This window comes from Colwellia sp. NW0002-52-1, assembly GCF_057550865.1.
Genome location: NZ_BAAJLU010000001.1, coordinates 544,398 through 561,036 on the forward strand (window position 1 = coordinate 544,398; position 16,639 = coordinate 561,036).

Consider the following 16,639-nt stretch of genomic DNA (forward strand, 5'->3'; position numbering starts at 1 on the left):
GGCGGTTTAAATCGTCAATAACTTATTATATTTGGTATTACTAAAAATTTAACAAATAAAAAACAGTCAAAAAAAATGGCCACAATTGTGGCCACTTTTAGATGTTCATTTAGCTTAAGTAACACGGCTAAACACTACTTTTATCTCGAGTGCTTAGCGCTAAACAGTTACTTATAAACAGGGAAACGTGCGCAAAGTTCACTAACGCCTGCTTGAACTTTAGCAATAACATCATCGTTTTCAATATCATCTAAAATATCACAAATCCAGTTCGTGGTTGTTTTAGTTTCTTCTACGCCAAAACCACGACGAGTAATTGCTGGTGTACCAAGACGAAGGCCTGAAGTAACAAATGGTGAACGCGGATCATTAGGCACAGAGTTTTTATTTACCGTGATATGTGCGCGACCTAAGGCGGCATCAGCATCTTTACCTGTAATGTCTTTGTCTATTAAATCTAATAATAACAAGTGGTTGTCGGTACCGTTTGAAACAACTTTATAGCCACGCTCTTGTAACACTTCAACCATAGCTTTAGCGTTATCTAAAACACTTTGTTGATAAACTTTAAACTCAGGTGCTAATGCTTCTTTAAATGCTACGGCTTTTGCAGCAATAATATGCATTAATGGTCCGCCTTGGCCACCTGGGAATACTGCACTATTTAATTTTTTGTAAACATCTTCATCATTACAACCAGAAACAATTAAACCGCCACGTGGGCCAGCTAATGTTTTATGTGTTGTCGTTGTAACTACATGGGCATGTGGTACTGGGTTTGGATATAAACCAGCAGCAACTAAACCAGCAACGTGAGCCATATCTACGAAGAAGTATGCGCCAACTTTATCAGCAATTTCACGCATACGAGCCCAATCAACCACACCAGAAAACGCAGAGAAACCACCAATGATCATCTCAGGCTTATGCTCTAAAGCTAAGCGCTCTAATTCAGCGTAATCAATATCGCCAGTTTCTGGGTGTAAACCATATTGAATAGCTTCATATGACTTTCCTGAAAAGTTAACATGTGAACCATGCGTTAAATGACCACCATGCGCTAAGCTCATGCCCAAAACTTTACCGCCTGGAGAAACTAACGCTTGAAAAACAGCTGAGTTAGCTTGAGAGCCAGCATGTGGCTGAACGTTCGCATAAGTAGCGCCAAAAAGTTCTTTTGCACGGTCTATAGCAAGTTGCTCTGCAATATCAACATATTCACAACCACCGTAGTAACGCTTACCAGGGTAACCTTCAGCATACTTGTTGGTAAGTTGTGAACCTTGAGCTTCAAGTACACGTGGACTACAGTAGTTTTCTGAAGCGATGAGTTCAATGTGCTCTTCTTGACGAACAACTTCATTGCTCATAGCTTGATAAAGTTCTGGATCAAAATCTGCAATATTCATATCACGTGTAAACATGTTTTATCCTCAAATAGTTTGCCATTGGCAATTGCTAGGGTGGCTTAATTTCAAAATTAATTGCGGCATATTTTGCCTGAACTTAGGCTGCTTGTACACGCAAAAACTGCGCTGCGTTAGTTCATTTTGCAATCAAATATACTTTGAAGTGAGGCATAAAAACTTTTATGCCTCACTTCAATAAACAATTAAAATAACATACTTCTTATTAGACAATAAAACAACAAATTTAAAACAGTTTTTCACATGGTTATGCAAATTAAATTTTGAGTTACAGAATAAAACGACTTTTTATTCATTAGCTGGTGTTTTTTAATTTAGCTAATTCCGCTTTACGTTTGCGATGAAATAAATGCGTTATTCCCCACATAACACCAACTGAAACGTTCATAATAATTAAGCCTAACCAAATAGATTTGTCATTTTGTTTTGCCATTTCAATTACGTACCAACTACCTGCAGGCACTAAAAACCAACATGAAAATTTAGTTAGTCTTATATAGTTAATTGAAGACTCTATGCCCTTTATGGCATTTTTAACCGCCATATCTGGACTTGCTGAAACTTGCTGCCATGTAATTAAACGAATTTTAATTTCATAATAAACAAATATAACTGAGCCTACAGCAGCGAAAATAAGATAGGTCATCGTAGTTTTATCTTGCGAGTTGCTGAGCCACATAACAATAACTACAACAATAAAGCAAACAGTTGCCAGAATATTTAAAGCTAATAAGAATTTCGCCCAGAAAGTGCGCTTTTTGGTTTGGCTTAATAACGCCTGCACGTCAACTTTTTCATAAGGTTGGCTTTGCCAGTCTTGAGTAAGCTCAGCCCAGGTATGATCAAGCGCTTCTTGCGAGTTTTCAGAAGGCTGGTCTTTTTTACTGGTTATTGACGTTTCTATAACAGGTTTATTTTTTTCGTTTTCTGATCTCATACTGCCTCCAACAATTGCATTAATTTAGCCTTAGCTCGTTGTAACCTAACGCCCACTGATGTGGTGGTTATTGCTAACACGTCAGCAATTTCTTGATAACTCATACCTTCGAGTGCCAAGGTGATCACTTGTTGATGTTCGAGTTTTAATAACCGGATAGCTTGTGCAAGTTTTTGTTGTCGTTGATTTTGATCTAATGATTGATATGGTGTTGGCTGGGGGCAAACAGGAATATTGTTATCACTTGCCTGCTCTTGATGTAATTCAGTGTCCGTTAACGACCTTGTACTTGGCTCTGTTTTTATCGTTTTAACCGCTTTTGCTACATGAGTAGCTAAAACATTATGCGCTATACGAGCAATAAACGTTTTTACTGCTGAGTCAGCACGAAAGCTAGGTAAAGCTCGCCAAATATTCAAAGCAATTTCTTGAAACAGCTCTTCCTGAATTGACGGCATAGCTTCGAAACCATTAATGATATGACGCAAAAGCTTTTCGTGCTCAGTGATCCAGTTAATAAATATATCTTGGTTGTTCAATGAATAACCCTGCTTTGGTTTAACTGCTTGGAAACAGTCTTTTTTTTTATAGGCCAATTCTACTGGGTTATCCACTTTATACAACATAGACGCTGAGTGACTAACTCAACGACATTACAACTTTTTCTGAGGTTAGTCTTTTTGCTAAAATTAACACTAAGCCAACTGTCAGCACTATGGTTGCAACACTTGTGAATAATAAGGCATTCCAATCAATAGGTAAGCCTTTAAAAACGTCTTCCATTAATAGCGACTGTCCTGAAATAGGCATCCACTCAACCCAAGCAGGTTTGTCATCCATCATCATTAACGCAAAAGGGATAAAACTAGGTGCCATGATCAGCATGGTGACTGTTGATTGCGCTTCTTTAAAGCTTTTAGCTTGAAAGGCAAATAACAATTGTAATGACGCGGCTAAAAAGCAAATAGGAATTAACAATAACAACAATATAACGAAGGTTTGAGCATCAATACTAAAAGTTGCCCCTATTTTGGTCAGATCAACAAAGTTCATCGCTACCGAGGTAAGTACCAACATTAATATAATAGAGATAATAGAAATTGAACTGGCACAACTTAACTTTGCTAATACTATTTTTAGCGTACTCACTGGCTGACACAATAGCATTTCTAAAACATTGCGCTCTCGCTCACCCGCACTTGAGTCAATAGCAACCGGCAAGCCTGACATAAATGCCGCCATCATTAAGTAGACGCCTAAAATCAAGGTGATCATCATGGCATTACTACTGGGTAGCGCCGTATCTTGTTCAAGCAATTTAATCGGCTGTAATAATTTAATATCAATACCGCGCACCAATAAACGTTTGTATCCAATCGCTAGCGAGTGTTGGTTAACCACATCTTTAATTCGACGAATAGGGGTTGATAATGATTTCTCATTGTAATCGGCCCGTAAAGTTAACTCTATTGGTTTACCAGCCGCCATATCAGCGGCAAAGGTATCAGGAATAGTTAATTCAATATTGCGCTCATTCCAGTTACGTTCTTCGTCTTTTGGCACATCATTAAAAGATAAAATATTTTCATCTTTTAATGCTTTAATTAATTTAGGCGCATGTTGTTCACCATTGTACTTTACATATACCGCAGGATTATCCACCGCTTCTTTAATCGCTACTTTTAGCATTACCATGATCATTACCGGCATTAATAATGCCATGCTCATTGCAACCATTAATGCACGGCGATCACGAAAGGCCTCTTTAAATTCTTTCACCATTAAGGCTTTAAGCTGCATCATGCTGCTACTCCTTCATCTGAGCCGATTAGTTTTACAAACGCTTCTTCAAGTTGCTTTTCTCCGGCTAAATCACATAATTCTTGTGGTGTGCCTTGAGCGGCTAGCTTGCCATTTGAAACAATAATAACGCGATCACATAACGCCGCTACTTCTTGCATTACGTGCGAAGAAAATAAAATACAGTGACCTTTCTCTTTAAATTTAGCTAAATGATTACGCAATATACGTGTGCTCATTACATCTAAACCGCGAGTAGGCTCGTCAAGAACAAAGTTTTTCGGCTGATGTACGAGTGCTTGGGCTAATGTAACCTTCATTCTTTGACCTTGAGAAAAGCCTACTGTTTTACGGTGCGCTAGTTCTGTCATTTCTAGATCAGTCAGTATTTGCTCAATAGCGGCATGTTTGTTGGCACCTTTCATTCCATGAATACTGGCGAAATAATCAATTTGCTCATAGGCGGTTAAGCGCTCGTATAAACCAAATTTATCAGGGAAAATACCTAACAGTTTACGTGCTTTAATGGGTTCTTCAGTAACTTTGATACCGTCAATTGTCGCATAGCCTTCGTCAGCGCGTAATAAGCCATAAAGTGTGCGAAGGCAGGTAGTTTTACCAGCGCCATTAGGCCCCAATATGCCGGTAATTTCGCCATCTTTAGCAGTAAAAGACAATCCATCTAAGGCTTTAACAGTATTTTTCTTACTAACAAAACTTTTATGTAAGTTATTTACTTCGATCATGACTTATTCCTTTTCTTTGCTTGGCTTAGTTGGCATATCTAACATAGCTTTCGGCGTTTTTTGAGGTAATGCACCACCATTTAAGCCAACCATAAATGACTCAGCGGGAATCTCTTCCAAGCATGACTCGTCGAGTTCTGTTGGCTTTTGTTGCTCTAAAAACTCATTCACAATTTTAATACCACAAACAGTAGAGGCGACTATATGAGCATTGTTTTTAGAAATAATGTGATGGCTATTTGGCAAGTTTTCATGCGATTTTTCGCCATTACTGACAGGCGTAACGGGATCTAACTCGCCCGACATAACCAGTGTTGGAATATCAGTATCAACCGTTTGATAAAATGCTTCACTTGGCTGGTATTTAGGCCAAACAGAACACACCTTGGCGACCATATCTAAACTCATGCCTTTAGCAAAACTATTATCAGCGTCTGCGGCTTTCATCTCATTAGATATTCTTGGAAAATCTTCATTACAAACAATATTAAAGTGCAGACCAACATAAATGCCCATGCCACCTTCACTTTGCGCAATTAGCCCCGCCAAGGGTTTATAGTTACCTAAGTAAGCTTGGTGGATTAACAGCGGCACTAACCCCCGTGTTTCCATGGAGTAAAGTTGCATTTGTAAGCTAGAAATAAATTTATCGTTACTGATGTTAAAAATGGTATTAGTGCCTAATCTTGGGTGTGCAATTTCAACGCTAGCCGGTGCTTGTGTTAAGCGCTCAACAACAACATTGAACTCTTTTAATAATGCTGGATATTGCGCCGCACAACTTTTCTCATTTTGGCAGTTACTCATTAACTTTTTAAAAGATTGCTCTGCACTTTTACCAAACAAGCCAATAGGTACTTCGATAGGGCCAACACTGTCGAGTACTACACTCTTTAACGACTCTGGAAACATACGCATATACACTAAACCCGCACGTGTGCCGTATGAACCGCCATAAATATGTATTTGCTTATGCCCAAGTGCAGCTCGAATGGCGTCGAAATCTCGAATGGCATTCTCTGAATTATACTGGCTTAAATCGCCACTAAGCTTTGCCAGACATTGCTCAATATCAGCAATGGAAAACTCTTCAGGCAAACTAATGTATGGGTCAACCTCTAGTGAGTCTTCACATTGTAAGGGGTTAGACTTACCCGTACCGCGTTGGTCAACTAAAATTAAATCACGGGTTTTTCTGATCTCATTAAAACCACGATAAATCTGTGCAGACAGTTCAGCCGCTGCCTGGCCTGGGCCACCAGCAAGAAACATGAGAGGGAGTTTTTCTTGGCTATTATCTATCGCCGGTAAAACGACAAAATTAATATCTACTTTTGCACCGTTAGGCTTGGCATAGTTTTCAGGAGTAGAATAAGTACCACATTGTACTTGCTGTCTAATGCCTTTTATATGACAACTCTCTAATAACAATTGTGGTTGTTCGATATCTTCAGCAAAAGCGCTGTTAGATAATGCGCTACTAGACAATGCAATAAGTAAGCTCGCGCTAAATAAAGCTTTCCAATTTATCTTCATTTTGACTTCCTTTTAAAATATTAACTACTTAACCTGAACTCTGAATAAGCACATTGATGGTGTAAATTTGTGATCTTCAACTTGATATAGCATTTACTTTACCACCTAAGCTTTTGATCCACTTGAGTATCAAGCACTCATTATCCAGAGTTCAGGCTACTTAGTCTGAACAAGTTAGATTTTATTACACTTTTTTAAAATTAATTTTTTATCTGGACTATTTTATCTATTTTTTTATAACAACTTATCTTACCAACACGGCTTAATTCCACATGTATCGCGATATTTGCCTTCATGCTACTTGCACAATAAAACACATAAAATCGGGGTCATTAGGTAGCTAAAAGTGATTAAATTTAAAATAACTAGTGTTATTAACATCGAGTGTCACTAATCAGGCTTACTCATGAATATTGATATTGGTAATCTACATTCCACCTTAGGGTAAATAATTAGTGTATGCGTTAAAAACTATTAAACGAAATAATAGAATTAATCATTCACTTACTCTTAAAATAACGATAAAGTCTATTACAGCAATTAGCCGCACAACAAGAGGATGACTGATGGAATTAAATCAGTGGGTAGATGAATTATTTGAAGTGTTTGATGAAGATAAGGACGGCGTCATCAATAGAAGTGAATTTGTTGAATTGATTGACTGCTTGTTACAAGATAAGGGCATTCGCATGTGTGAAACCATATTCAATCGTTTTGATAAAAATCATGATAACTCAATTTCCAAAGACGAGTTACGTGACATGGTTATAGACCTAGCATTATAACGCTTATTTGCGCTTATATTTTACTCGCATTTATAAGCGCAAATTTTCACGCTGATATTTAATCTTTGGCATTTTTACAAGATCAGTAAAGTACTGCCATAATTACTTACACTCATTCTCTTGTAGGTAAATTTTCGCTATCTCGCCTATATTTAATTATTTTTCATCTACGCTAACCACTTAAATTTTCTTTAGTTTCAGCTTTTCAAAACAGCTTACTTAATAGCGAAACACGGCTTTTAAAAGAATATAGCTTCAAGCTATCGACAGTTTCATTAAGCTTTATTTATACATTCTTAATCTATCTTTATTGCTTAAAATCTCAAAAGGTCAGACCACTAGCATTTCATTTTATGGTTTGATATTATACTCGGCGTACACTTGTACACTGAAATAGGAATATTAAACATGCAAAATCAGGCTTACGGTTTAGCAGAAGAAATTATTAATGCGGTTAGTCATGGGCTAGCAGCATTACTCAGCGTTGCAGGCTTAACACTGCTAGTAACCTTAGCTTGGTTACAGGCTGATATGGTAAAGGTTGCAAGTTTTAGCGTTTATGGCATAAGCCTAGTTTTATTATTTAGCGCCTCAACCTTATATCATGCGTTATTACATGAAAAAGCGAAGCGCATTTTTAAACTACTCGATCATTGCGCGATTTATTTATTAATTGCTGGTACTTATACGCCACTGATGTTGGTCACATTAGCAGACGATATTGGCCCAATAGTACTCGCTATTATCTGGGTATTGGCAATCTTAGGTATTGTTTTTAAAGTTAAATTTGGCAGTAGATTTAAAAAGCTCTCATTGGCAACATACTTAGGCTTAGGCTTAATATCACTAACTTTTATTGATAAGTTAAATGATAAACTTGCCACTGAAGGCATGTTCTTACTCGCTTTAGGCGGGATAATTTATGGCTTAGGTACTATCTTCTATGTTAGAAAGAACGCAAAGTACAGCCATGCAATTTGGCACTTTTTTGTATTTTCTGCCGCTGTTTGTCACTTTTTTATGATATTTTTCTACGTACTTTAAAACCTATTTACTTTAAAACCTACGTACTTAAAACCTAAGTGCTTTAAAAAGTTAACTGCTGAATTTCACGCTAAAGTCAGCAGTTAAACAATACCATTATCCATTGATAACAACTGACGTTCAAAAACCAATAACGTATTAGCAAAACTTTTTTGCCCCAACCCCAAACGAAAATAATTGCCAGTCATACCAAACAATTCACTTGGCAGTAAAAGCACGCCACTTTCTTGAGCAACCTGAGCAGCCCATGATGTTATTGAGCTAATATTTTTTACTTCAACTAACGATAGCATACCTGCCTTAGGTGGTTGCCAGCCGAGCTTGTCTGAATGTCTGTCTATAAAGGCCTTGAACAGTGAAATATTATCGAGAATAGTCTGATTATTATTAGCTAAAATTTCGCTGCGATTTTGTAAGGCTAATACTGCTAACTTTTCGTCTATTTTAGAGCAACAAATAGAATTGAGCGCTTTAATAGCTAGCAGCTGATCACGTAGTTTGTTATTTGGGGTAACAGCCCAGCCAATGCGAATGCCAGCTAAACCCAAACTTTTTGACATAACACCAACAACAATACTCTTTTGATAATCTAAGTAACGATGCGCTAACGCTAAACCATAATAATTGCTTGCTTGGGAGACGTCATCACTTAATAAGTAGCACCGATATTGTTGCGCCAATTGCAGTATTTCTTCAGCTAGCTCTGTAGCTATAACACTGCCCGTTGGGTTATGCGGCGAGTTAACCACTATAAGCTTAGTTTTATCGTTTACTGTACGTTTAAAATCATCAATATTGACTTGCCAATTATTATCAGCACAAAGTGGTATTTCCCTAACAATAACGCCCATCGACTTTGCCATATTAACTAATGAAGGGTAGCTTGGTGTCATCACAACAATTTCATCTTCAGCACTGAGCAACGATTGATAAATAGCGGATAATGCTTCCTGTGCTCCGCAAAAGGTTATCGCGTTATCAACACCAATTTTACTTGTATGACTATTTAGCGCTTGATGAAAATTAATGATTTCTTGGCGCAATACTAGATCCCCCTGCAAAGGGGAATATTGCAGCAGAGTTTCACCTAAGTTAGCGTGTTGAGTATTGCTTTTATCTACTTTACTGTCCGCCAAATTACAGAGCTGGTTTAGTGTTAAAGCCTGAGCGGTAGAGTCACTTAAATTATATTTTGTATAACTCGCAAGGCTTTGGCTAAAAGCAATATGCTTTGGTAATGAGAGTGTCGTCATAACGAATAATTTATACGCAACAATTTGATGATATATTTTCTCATAACGCTCGCCATACACTAAGCTGACATTGGCTAACATTAAAGTTACGTGCAGCATCAGCAATCACACGGGTTAAGTCTGTCAGGAGAACTTGTTCAAAACTGTCTTGAAGCTCACTGGTTAACGCATCAATGCCTGATAAATTTTCGCCATTAACTTTTATACCACTTAGCCATTTAGACTTTTCTGTGATTTGTGTTTGAAAATTATAATCTGAAACTATAATCAATAAACCCGAAGCATTTAAACGACTAACAGCATTGGCCAATAAGCGTTTAGGATCATAACTTTGCTCTAGTGCATGCTGAATTAAAATAACATCATAATGATTAAATTTATCTTTTAAATTACCGCCATCAGCTTGACTAAACAGTATGCGTTCACGATTTACTGCTGCCACTTTATCCGCTAAAAAAAGCTCATTAAATTGACAAATATCGCCTTCAATCGTATCGGTATAACGCACGCTACCGCCCGCTTGCAACTGCACGCCATGCTGTATTGTACGTGCAGAAAAATCCACGGCATCAATATGTTGAAAATACTGAGTTAATTCAAAAGCCACTCGCCCGACACTACAACCTAAGTTCAACAAACGTTTAGCTGCATTGTTTTGCTTGGTTATTGCACTAACAACGTGTTGAGCTATTTGTTGTCCGTAGTTTCCAAAGCCAAGTTTGTTAGCGCCAAAATAACAGTCAAGTTGCTGACAAATATCTTTACTGGTTTCATATTTATTAACACTGACTTGCCCGCTGCTAGGTTGCTTACTGGCAATATACCTAAAACCAGCATGCTGATAAAAGTGTCGCCTAAAAGCATAACGTGAAGAGGCTAAAATTTCATTTCCGGTAGAAATCCAAGAGCCCCCTTTGATGAGATTGTGTTTGCCATCAAAAGTTGGCGTTGAAAAGTCGTCATAAAGTGGATGAACCTTGAAGCCAGAAAAGCCATCAATGGCTGACTCGGTCCATTGCCAGACATTACCGATAACATCGAAAAAATCACCATTTTTATATTGGTTAACCGGACAAGAAGAAGCAAAGTAGGCTAAATCAATATTGCCTGGCGTTTCATGCCATTGATGTTGATCTCCTTTAACTTGCTCACGTAAACAATACCACTGCGCTTCGGTAGGCAAACGAATGTAGTCGGCACTTTTGTGTTCTAACCATCGGCAAAATGCTTTTGCTTCTAAACAATTAACTTCTACCGGCCAATCTAAGGGTAATGGCATTTCGTTTGCTAAGTTACGTTGGCTATATTTACCATTATTGTAGCGCCAGAATCTCGGCATTTTCGCTTGTGTATAGGCTAACCATGCTTGACCTTCTTCACACCAAAACTGCTTAGAGTGGTAGCCATCAGCTTCAACAAATTCCATGTATTCTTGATTAGAAACTAAAAACTTGCCGGCACTAAATGCTTCAACCTCAACGGTTTGTTGCCCATACTCATTATCCCAGCCAAAGGTACTGTCTGTTTGCTTTTTTCCTAAGTTTAAGGATTGTGCTTTCACAGAGACAAGTTCATTTGCTGGCGCACTCGATGAATGTATACAAGGTTGCCATTGCGTATTATTTGTTAGCCACTTTAATGGCAACATTCTCATGATCACCGAAGACGTTTCAAGGTGAATACGCTCATGCTCACAACCCATTAAAATAATCCACGCCAATGAGTCTTGAGTTATCGGTAAACTTAACTCCATGGTGTCGATTAGATTTAAAACTAAACTGTACACTTCCTGGCGATACGCTCTAATTTCATCGATGCTTGGCCAATCATAGTGTTCGCTGTTGAGATCATCCCAACTCATTTCGTCAACACCTACTGCACAAATAGCTTCTATTTGGTTGTTAACCCGTTGTGGAATAAACTTTCCTAAAATCAATTTATTGATATAAAAAGTCGCCGTATGTCCAAAATAAAACACTAATGGATGTCTTAGCGATTCAGGTCGTAAAAAGTAAGCTTCATCATCATTAATTAGAGAGAACAATGACTCGTAAGTCGACCAGGTATTTTTAAAGTAAGAGCTTAACTCTGCTCTTTTTTCCTTTATTGACGTTCCATTAAGAGTTGGCGTATTTAATTGATTTATCATGTAATATTCACTAAATTTTATTATCGTTTTACCGGTGTATTTAAATCAAAATATTTATGTAACGATACTCGGCGGTTGAAAAAGTGTTAAATAATACTGCTGTAATAACTGCCCAACGGTTAACTCGCTAGCGTTATTAAAGTTTAAGTTAAGGTTTAAATCTTCAATGTTAAAACTTGTCTTACAAATTATCTGATCAATACTGCGACTGAACCATTCACTGTTAGCAAATAATGAAATCGCACCAAGCGTATTATCCATATCATATAACGAACTCGGTAGCTGCCCATTTTCATTTTGGGCTTGCGCACCACTACTTGTGGTTTCATCAATAGCATCAATCACATTCAACAAAGCAAAAATTACATTTAAGTAAGGGTTATAGTGCTCGCTTGATGCCCCTAATCTATGCTCTATACGCGCTGTTTTGTGCCAGTTATTTTGACTAGCAATAACATTATTTTTATCATCATATAGTAAGGGCTCAACCCCCATTTTCTGATTATGTTTACCTATATCACGATAAAGCGCGATGCTGCCTTGATGACCACCTGACAGATCTACAGGTGAACATAGCTCTTCTGCCAAGCCATATTTAGATTTCAGTGCTAAGCGCTCAAAAGCTTCTTCCTCAGGTAAATAAATCAGGCTACAAGCTAAACTAGTGTTTAAAAAGTGCTGCTGCAAACGTTCAGCAAAATAACCTGATACCAACAAGTTATTTCCCGCTAAGTCTTGCACACTAACATTAATTTGAACCGCATTAGGTATATGAACCGCACGATTATCATCACTAAAGATATTCTCACATCCTTTAGCCAACTTGCCGTGATCACCCGCCCAAACCACAGGTTTGATAAGCGTTCTAGTAACCCCTTGTTCGGCAAATAATTTCGGTAGATAGTAAATAGCACGATGCAAATTTCTGGCTTCTTTTAATGGCGACTGACCATTAAAAAGAGAAATATACTCCCATTGATTACTCCAATATTCAGCCACTACCTCACCATCTATTCCTAGTGTTAATAGTTTATTATTCACCTGGCTATAATCAAGGGTCTTATTTACTGGCTTTTGGAAACACCCTTCTAACTCAAAATGTATTAATGCACGAAACCCTCGCTGGTTAATATATTCTTGTAAACTTAAAATAATGGCTTCAGCAAGCCGATGTAAATTATTCATAATTGATAAATGTTTGAATTTTTAGTTTACGTTTAACCTGAAAAACTTAATTTTTCTGTACTTTGAACTAAACAGACAACAAGTTTTTTTATTAATGAGTGGTTATACGTAATGAAGATAATTTTGGATTAAAAAACATGAACTTGATTTTTTCCAGAGTGCTTTGCCTGGTAAAGCGCCTGATCTGCATTGATATATAATTGATTTATATCTTGGCATTGAGAAGATAATGCGGCAATTCCTATACTTACCGTAATCTTATCTTGCTGACCTTCAACCATAGTTGATGAGGAAACTAATGCCAAAAATCGCTCTGCTATTTTTGTCGCTTCAAGCACCGTTGTTCTTGGTAGAATGCATAAAAACTCCTCACCACCAATACGTCCGAAGATATCTCCTTGACGAAAAACATCTCGGCCCACTTGAGCAACCTTTCTGATAACATCATCGCCCACAGGATGACCATAAGTATCATTTATTACTTTAAAATCATCAATATCTATTAACACAACTGTTGTGGAAAATTTATCAGGATCACGTCCTTGAATAGCTTCTTCTAAATATTCAAAAATGTAGCGTCGGTTAAATAACCCAGTTAAAGAGTCTTTTATCGACAATAAATGCATTTTTTTGTTGGTTTTATATTGAGCGACCATAACAACGATAACGATGAAAATAGCCGTAATTATAAAAATATTAAAATAGATTTGAATGACATTATCATTCTGTTGTTTTTCGAGCTCAAGCAGCTGAACTTGAGAACGTTTTTCTGCCAGGTTTTGTGCTATTTTATGACGCTCAACTTCCATCCTTGCTCTCACTTTTAAGAGTCTATCTGAAGAGTTTTTTATCAGTAAATCTGTATGTTCAATATGATATTTATTGAGCATATTGTAGCCAATATCATATTGCTTACGTGCATAAGCTAATACGCTAGATAGTTTTATCACTTCAAGTTGCCAAGTGGTGCCTATTAACTCTGGAATATTAGCAAAGATACTCGCTGCTTCAAAAATAGCTTCTTCAGCAGCGTCAAGTTGCCCTAGTTCAATCAAACAACTGGCTTTTCGTTTATATAATTCTGCATTGTAATCAATTACACCTTTAAGCTTCAAAGCTCTATTTATTATTGTAATCGCTTCAAGGCAGTCGCCCTTCTCTGCTAAGGTCATACCTAGGCCATATTCAGCAAAGAAATTGATATTGGCATTAGGGGTATAATTAATTTGTTGTTGATACTTTTCGAAATACTCAATGGCTAAGTCATACTTTCCCCAATAACGATAAGTTGAAGCTAAACCATAAATTGCTTCGGCAATATGAGCAGGATATTGTAAATTTTGATAGGCATCATAAGCTCTGTGGTAGTACTCTATTGATTTTTTATAATCATTTAAGTATCCGTAGATAGCACCATAAGTTTCATTAATTGAAGCAATTAAAAACTGATCTTTAAGCGCAAAAGCCTCAACATAAGCCTCTTGGATGTCGACGAGTGATGTGTCAAAGAGTTCGGTTAATGTTTTGGTGTAGGCAAGCTCTTGTTTAGTGTAGATATACAGCCTACTTAGTTTAGCTTCTTTAGCCTGCATTAAGCCTTTAGAGAGAGCGACACTAGATGATTTGTAATGACCATTTCTTCGGTCTATAAGCCCTTGATATAAACTTAAACGCGCTGTAATTTCTAACGGAGTTCTCGATGAAACTAACCCGCTCGCTAGAGTAACGGTATGACTAAAATCATCGTAAAAGTAAATTAAATTTTCTGTTTGTGCTTTGCGTACAAGCCACCACAGGTAGGTTAGTTCGTTATAAGATTGTGCTGCTGACTCTACAGCAATAATTTTTTGATAAGACTGCCAAGGTTTAAGGTAAATTTCATGTTCCATGTTTTCAAAATCAATAGTCTCATTCGCTATTGATGCTACAGAGAAGCTTAACAATATTATGACGATACTTACATAAATAGCTTGCAAAGCTTTATTCATAAAAGGCCCATGGAAAGAATATATATATACGAGTAAGTAAACTACCACAAAAATATAAAATGAACGATCAAAAATCATACACCACAACGAAATATCAAATAGCGTACATATTTAATAGTGCTCATAAATAAGAGTAAACCGTTTATGCAGTTACCTGAAACTGCCTTAATTCGGGATAATTAGCCACTGATTAACAGTACAAACAACAAAAAAATTAACCACTCGCGTTAAGCAACCACATTAGTTTTAAAACCAGTGAAATATAAACTTTATATTCTCGCGCCATAGTATCTGGCTAAAAACTCATAAAGGCTAAAGTTTAACGGTTGAGTTTGCTAGCTAATACTAATGAAATTGCTTAACCATTTTTCAGCAGTTGATTAAAACGTTTAACGTCAAAACCTTTCAGTATTTGATCGCCGACTTTTACAACAGGCACACCACGCAAATTCAACTTTGAAAATTCTTTTTGCCCGGCTGGCGTTTTTATATTACACAATCGAAAAGGAATATTTTTATCTTCCATATAGCGCTTAGCCGTTTGACAATGCGGGCAGTTACTCATGGTGTAGAGGATTATACGTTTCATAATAATAAATAATTATTGAAGGGGTTAATTGAGTTTAATTATCGCATATCTTAAAGTAAAAAATATGACCTTTTCCTGCGTTAAATAGATTAAATTGCTTGCCATTGTTTAGCGACTAAAACCTCACTTCGATGCAGCACTTGTGCTTCAAAAGTGTCACCAGAAACAACTTCACCAACGCCTGCAGGTGTGCCGGTCATTACAATATCACCATCTTCAAGGGATATAAAAGATTGAATTTCAGTAAGAATTTTTTGAGGAGAGTATATCATTTTAGCAACTGAGCCAGACTGTCGACATTCGCCATTGATATATAAGGCTAATGCTAAATCATTGTCAATTATATCTAATGCAACAAAGTCACTAAATAGTGCAGAGCCTGTGAAAGATTTTGCACGTTCCCAAGGTAAACCTTTTGCTTTTAACTGAGATTGTAATGCTCTTTTAGTTAAGTCTAATCCTACAGCAACCGCGCAAAACTTGCCTTGCTTATACAGAAAACATAACTCTGCTTCATAATGCAGAGTTTCTTGATGATAAGAGCAAAGTTGTGCTGATATTGCAGCATTGGGTTTAATAAATAACACCATATTATCAGGAACTTCATTCCCAAGTTCACTGATATGTTCGACATAGTTACGCCCAACACAGACTATTTTAGATGGTGTAATATTACTATTAACGACTTTAACCGAATTCATTTGACAGCCCTTTCAAATAAGTTAAAGCACCATTCTAAAGCTTAATATGATCTATTTTCTATACTTTAACTAACTTTAATTCAGGTTTAGCGCCATTAACTGGCGGAACTTTAACAATGTCTGATACTCTTTGTTTTTGCTTAAAGCGATCAAAGTTAACGGTATCTAATCCTAATTGTTGACTCATTTTTACAAATGTTTGGTAATCTTCACGAGTAAAATCTTCATCTTCCCTGGTCAATAAACCATCAATGTATGCACTATTGCCATTTAAAGCAAAATTAGCAACAGCTGAGTACGGTTTACCAAAATCATCTACACGTATTGCGCGTACTGACTTTACTTCAAAAATCCATTTATCAATTTGAACGTAACGAGATAATGTTTCCGAGGAAGGTTGATCTTTCATGGGGGGGCCTTAAGTTAAGTAAAAAAACCGACTGTTTGGTTGGGAATAACGCAGACAGTCGAAAAAATAATCTATTAAGTCATAAGATAG

General features: G+C 37.0%; 15 protein-coding genes. 2 read left to right on the forward strand and 13 right to left on the reverse strand.

Annotation, left to right across the window (positions count from 1 at the left end):
• Nucleotides 1–167: 167 nt before the first annotated feature.
• From glyA to AC27H3_RS02295, 6 genes are all read right to left on the reverse strand, one after another.
• Complete coding sequence (gene glyA, locus AC27H3_RS02270; protein WP_487103381.1) at nt 168–1,424, reverse strand: serine hydroxymethyltransferase; 1,257 nt, start codon at nt 1,422–1,424, stop codon at nt 168–170.
• 298 nt (nt 1,425–1,722) lie between these two features.
• The gene (locus AC27H3_RS02275) at nt 1,723–2,364 is read right to left on the reverse strand and encodes a hypothetical protein (protein ID WP_487103383.1); all 642 of its coding nucleotides are present in this window, start codon (nt 2,362–2,364) and stop codon (nt 1,723–1,725) included.
• A complete protein-coding gene (locus tag AC27H3_RS02280; protein ID WP_487103385.1) occupies nt 2,361–2,978 on the reverse strand; it encodes an RNA polymerase sigma factor in 618 nt (205 codons plus the stop codon). Before AC27H3_RS02280 ends, AC27H3_RS02275 begins: the two co-directional genes overlap by 4 nt.
• A 25-nt stretch (nt 2,979–3,003) precedes the next feature.
• Entirely contained in the window at nt 3,004–4,167 is a 1,164-nt protein-coding gene (locus AC27H3_RS02285; protein WP_487103386.1) for an ABC transporter permease, read from the reverse strand.
• Nucleotides 4,164–4,910: an ABC transporter ATP-binding protein gene (locus tag AC27H3_RS02290; protein WP_487103388.1), complete on the reverse strand. Its 747-nt coding sequence runs from the start codon at nt 4,908–4,910 to the stop codon at nt 4,164–4,166. The genes AC27H3_RS02285 and AC27H3_RS02290 overlap by 4 nt, the downstream gene beginning before the upstream one ends.
• 3 nt (nt 4,911–4,913) lie before the next feature.
• Complete coding sequence (locus AC27H3_RS02295) at nt 4,914–6,446, reverse strand: alpha/beta fold hydrolase (RefSeq protein WP_487103390.1); 1,533 nt, start codon at nt 6,444–6,446, stop codon at nt 4,914–4,916.
• A gap of 566 nt (nt 6,447–7,012) precedes the next feature.
• On the opposite strand from AC27H3_RS02295, the gene AC27H3_RS02300 reads away from it, so the two are divergent.
• Both AC27H3_RS02300 and trhA read left to right on the forward strand, forming a co-directional pair.
• Nucleotides 7,013–7,231, forward strand: coding sequence for an EF-hand domain-containing protein (locus tag AC27H3_RS02300; RefSeq protein ID WP_085301304.1), 219 nt, complete (start codon nt 7,013–7,015; stop codon nt 7,229–7,231).
• A gap of 408 nt (nt 7,232–7,639) precedes the next feature.
• Nucleotides 7,640–8,275 (forward strand): PAQR family membrane homeostasis protein TrhA, encoded by a 636-nt coding sequence (gene trhA / locus AC27H3_RS02305; protein WP_085301303.1) that lies wholly within the window; start codon nt 7,640–7,642, stop codon nt 8,273–8,275.
• 83 nt (nt 8,276–8,358) lie between these two features.
• On the opposite strand, the gene AC27H3_RS02310 is transcribed toward trhA, so the two are convergent.
• The 7 genes from AC27H3_RS02310 to AC27H3_RS02340 all read right to left on the reverse strand — a co-directional run bounded on the left by AC27H3_RS02310 (nt 8,359) and on the right by AC27H3_RS02340 (nt 16,549).
• On the reverse strand, nt 8,359–9,609 hold the full coding sequence (locus AC27H3_RS02310) for a pyridoxal phosphate-dependent aminotransferase (protein WP_487103392.1): 1,251 nt from the start codon (nt 9,607–9,609) through the stop codon (nt 8,359–8,361).
• Nucleotides 9,569–11,677, reverse strand: a complete 2,109-nt coding sequence (gene ovoA / locus AC27H3_RS02315) for a 5-histidylcysteine sulfoxide synthase (protein ID WP_487103394.1) — start codon at nt 11,675–11,677, stop codon at nt 9,569–9,571. Before ovoA ends, AC27H3_RS02310 begins: the two co-directional genes overlap by 41 nt.
• 54 nt (nt 11,678–11,731) lie before the next feature.
• Nucleotides 11,732–12,862 carry a hypothetical protein gene (locus tag AC27H3_RS02320; protein ID WP_487103396.1) on the reverse strand — a complete coding sequence of 377 codons (1,131 nt, stop codon included), beginning with the start codon at nt 12,860–12,862 and terminating at the stop codon, nt 11,732–11,734.
• 128 nt (nt 12,863–12,990) lie between these two features.
• Entirely contained in the window at nt 12,991–14,850 is a 1,860-nt protein-coding gene (locus AC27H3_RS02325) for a tetratricopeptide repeat-containing diguanylate cyclase (RefSeq protein WP_487103398.1), read from the reverse strand.
• A 358-nt stretch (nt 14,851–15,208) separates the two neighbouring features.
• The gene (locus AC27H3_RS02330) at nt 15,209–15,439 is read right to left on the reverse strand and encodes a glutaredoxin family protein (protein ID WP_487103400.1); all 231 of its coding nucleotides are present in this window, start codon (nt 15,437–15,439) and stop codon (nt 15,209–15,211) included.
• Nucleotides 15,440–15,528: 89 nt separating this feature from the next.
• Nucleotides 15,529–16,140: a fumarylacetoacetate hydrolase family protein gene (locus AC27H3_RS02335; RefSeq protein WP_487103402.1), complete on the reverse strand. Its 612-nt coding sequence runs from the start codon at nt 16,138–16,140 to the stop codon at nt 15,529–15,531.
• 58 nt (nt 16,141–16,198) lie between these two features.
• A complete protein-coding gene (locus tag AC27H3_RS02340) occupies nt 16,199–16,549 on the reverse strand; it encodes a hypothetical protein (protein ID WP_085301296.1) in 351 nt (116 codons plus the stop codon).
• Nucleotides 16,550–16,639 lie beyond the last annotated feature (90 nt).

Coding starts and splice junctions, on each gene's coding strand:
- glyA (WP_487103381.1), bottom strand. CDS start 1,424: ATGTTTACACGTGATATGAATATTGCAGATTTTGATCCAGAACTTTAT.
- AC27H3_RS02275 (WP_487103383.1), bottom strand. CDS start 2,364: ATGAGATCAGAAAACGAAAAAAATAAACCTGTTATAGAAACGTCAATA.
- AC27H3_RS02285 (WP_487103386.1), bottom strand. CDS start 4,167: ATGATGCAGCTTAAAGCCTTAATGGTGAAAGAATTTAAAGAGGCCTTT.
- AC27H3_RS02290 (WP_487103388.1), bottom strand. CDS start 4,910: ATGATCGAAGTAAATAACTTACATAAAAGTTTTGTTAGTAAGAAAAAT.
- AC27H3_RS02295 (WP_487103390.1), bottom strand. CDS start 6,446: ATGAAGATAAATTGGAAAGCTTTATTTAGCGCGAGCTTACTTATTGCA.
- AC27H3_RS02300 (WP_085301304.1), top strand. CDS start 7,013: ATGGAATTAAATCAGTGGGTAGATGAATTATTTGAAGTGTTTGATGAA.
- trhA (WP_085301303.1), top strand. CDS start 7,640: ATGCAAAATCAGGCTTACGGTTTAGCAGAAGAAATTATTAATGCGGTT.
- AC27H3_RS02310 (WP_487103392.1), bottom strand. CDS start 9,609: ATGTTAGCCAATGTCAGCTTAGTGTATGGCGAGCGTTATGAGAAAATA.
- ovoA (WP_487103394.1), bottom strand. CDS start 11,677: ATGATAAATCAATTAAATACGCCAACTCTTAATGGAACGTCAATAAAG.
- AC27H3_RS02320 (WP_487103396.1), bottom strand. CDS start 12,862: ATGAATAATTTACATCGGCTTGCTGAAGCCATTATTTTAAGTTTACAA.
- AC27H3_RS02325 (WP_487103398.1), bottom strand. CDS start 14,850: ATGAATAAAGCTTTGCAAGCTATTTATGTAAGTATCGTCATAATATTG.
- AC27H3_RS02330 (WP_487103400.1), bottom strand. CDS start 15,439: ATGAAACGTATAATCCTCTACACCATGAGTAACTGCCCGCATTGTCAA.
- AC27H3_RS02335 (WP_487103402.1), bottom strand. CDS start 16,140: ATGAATTCGGTTAAAGTCGTTAATAGTAATATTACACCATCTAAAATA.
- AC27H3_RS02340 (WP_085301296.1), bottom strand. CDS start 16,549: ATGAAAGATCAACCTTCCTCGGAAACATTATCTCGTTACGTTCAAATT.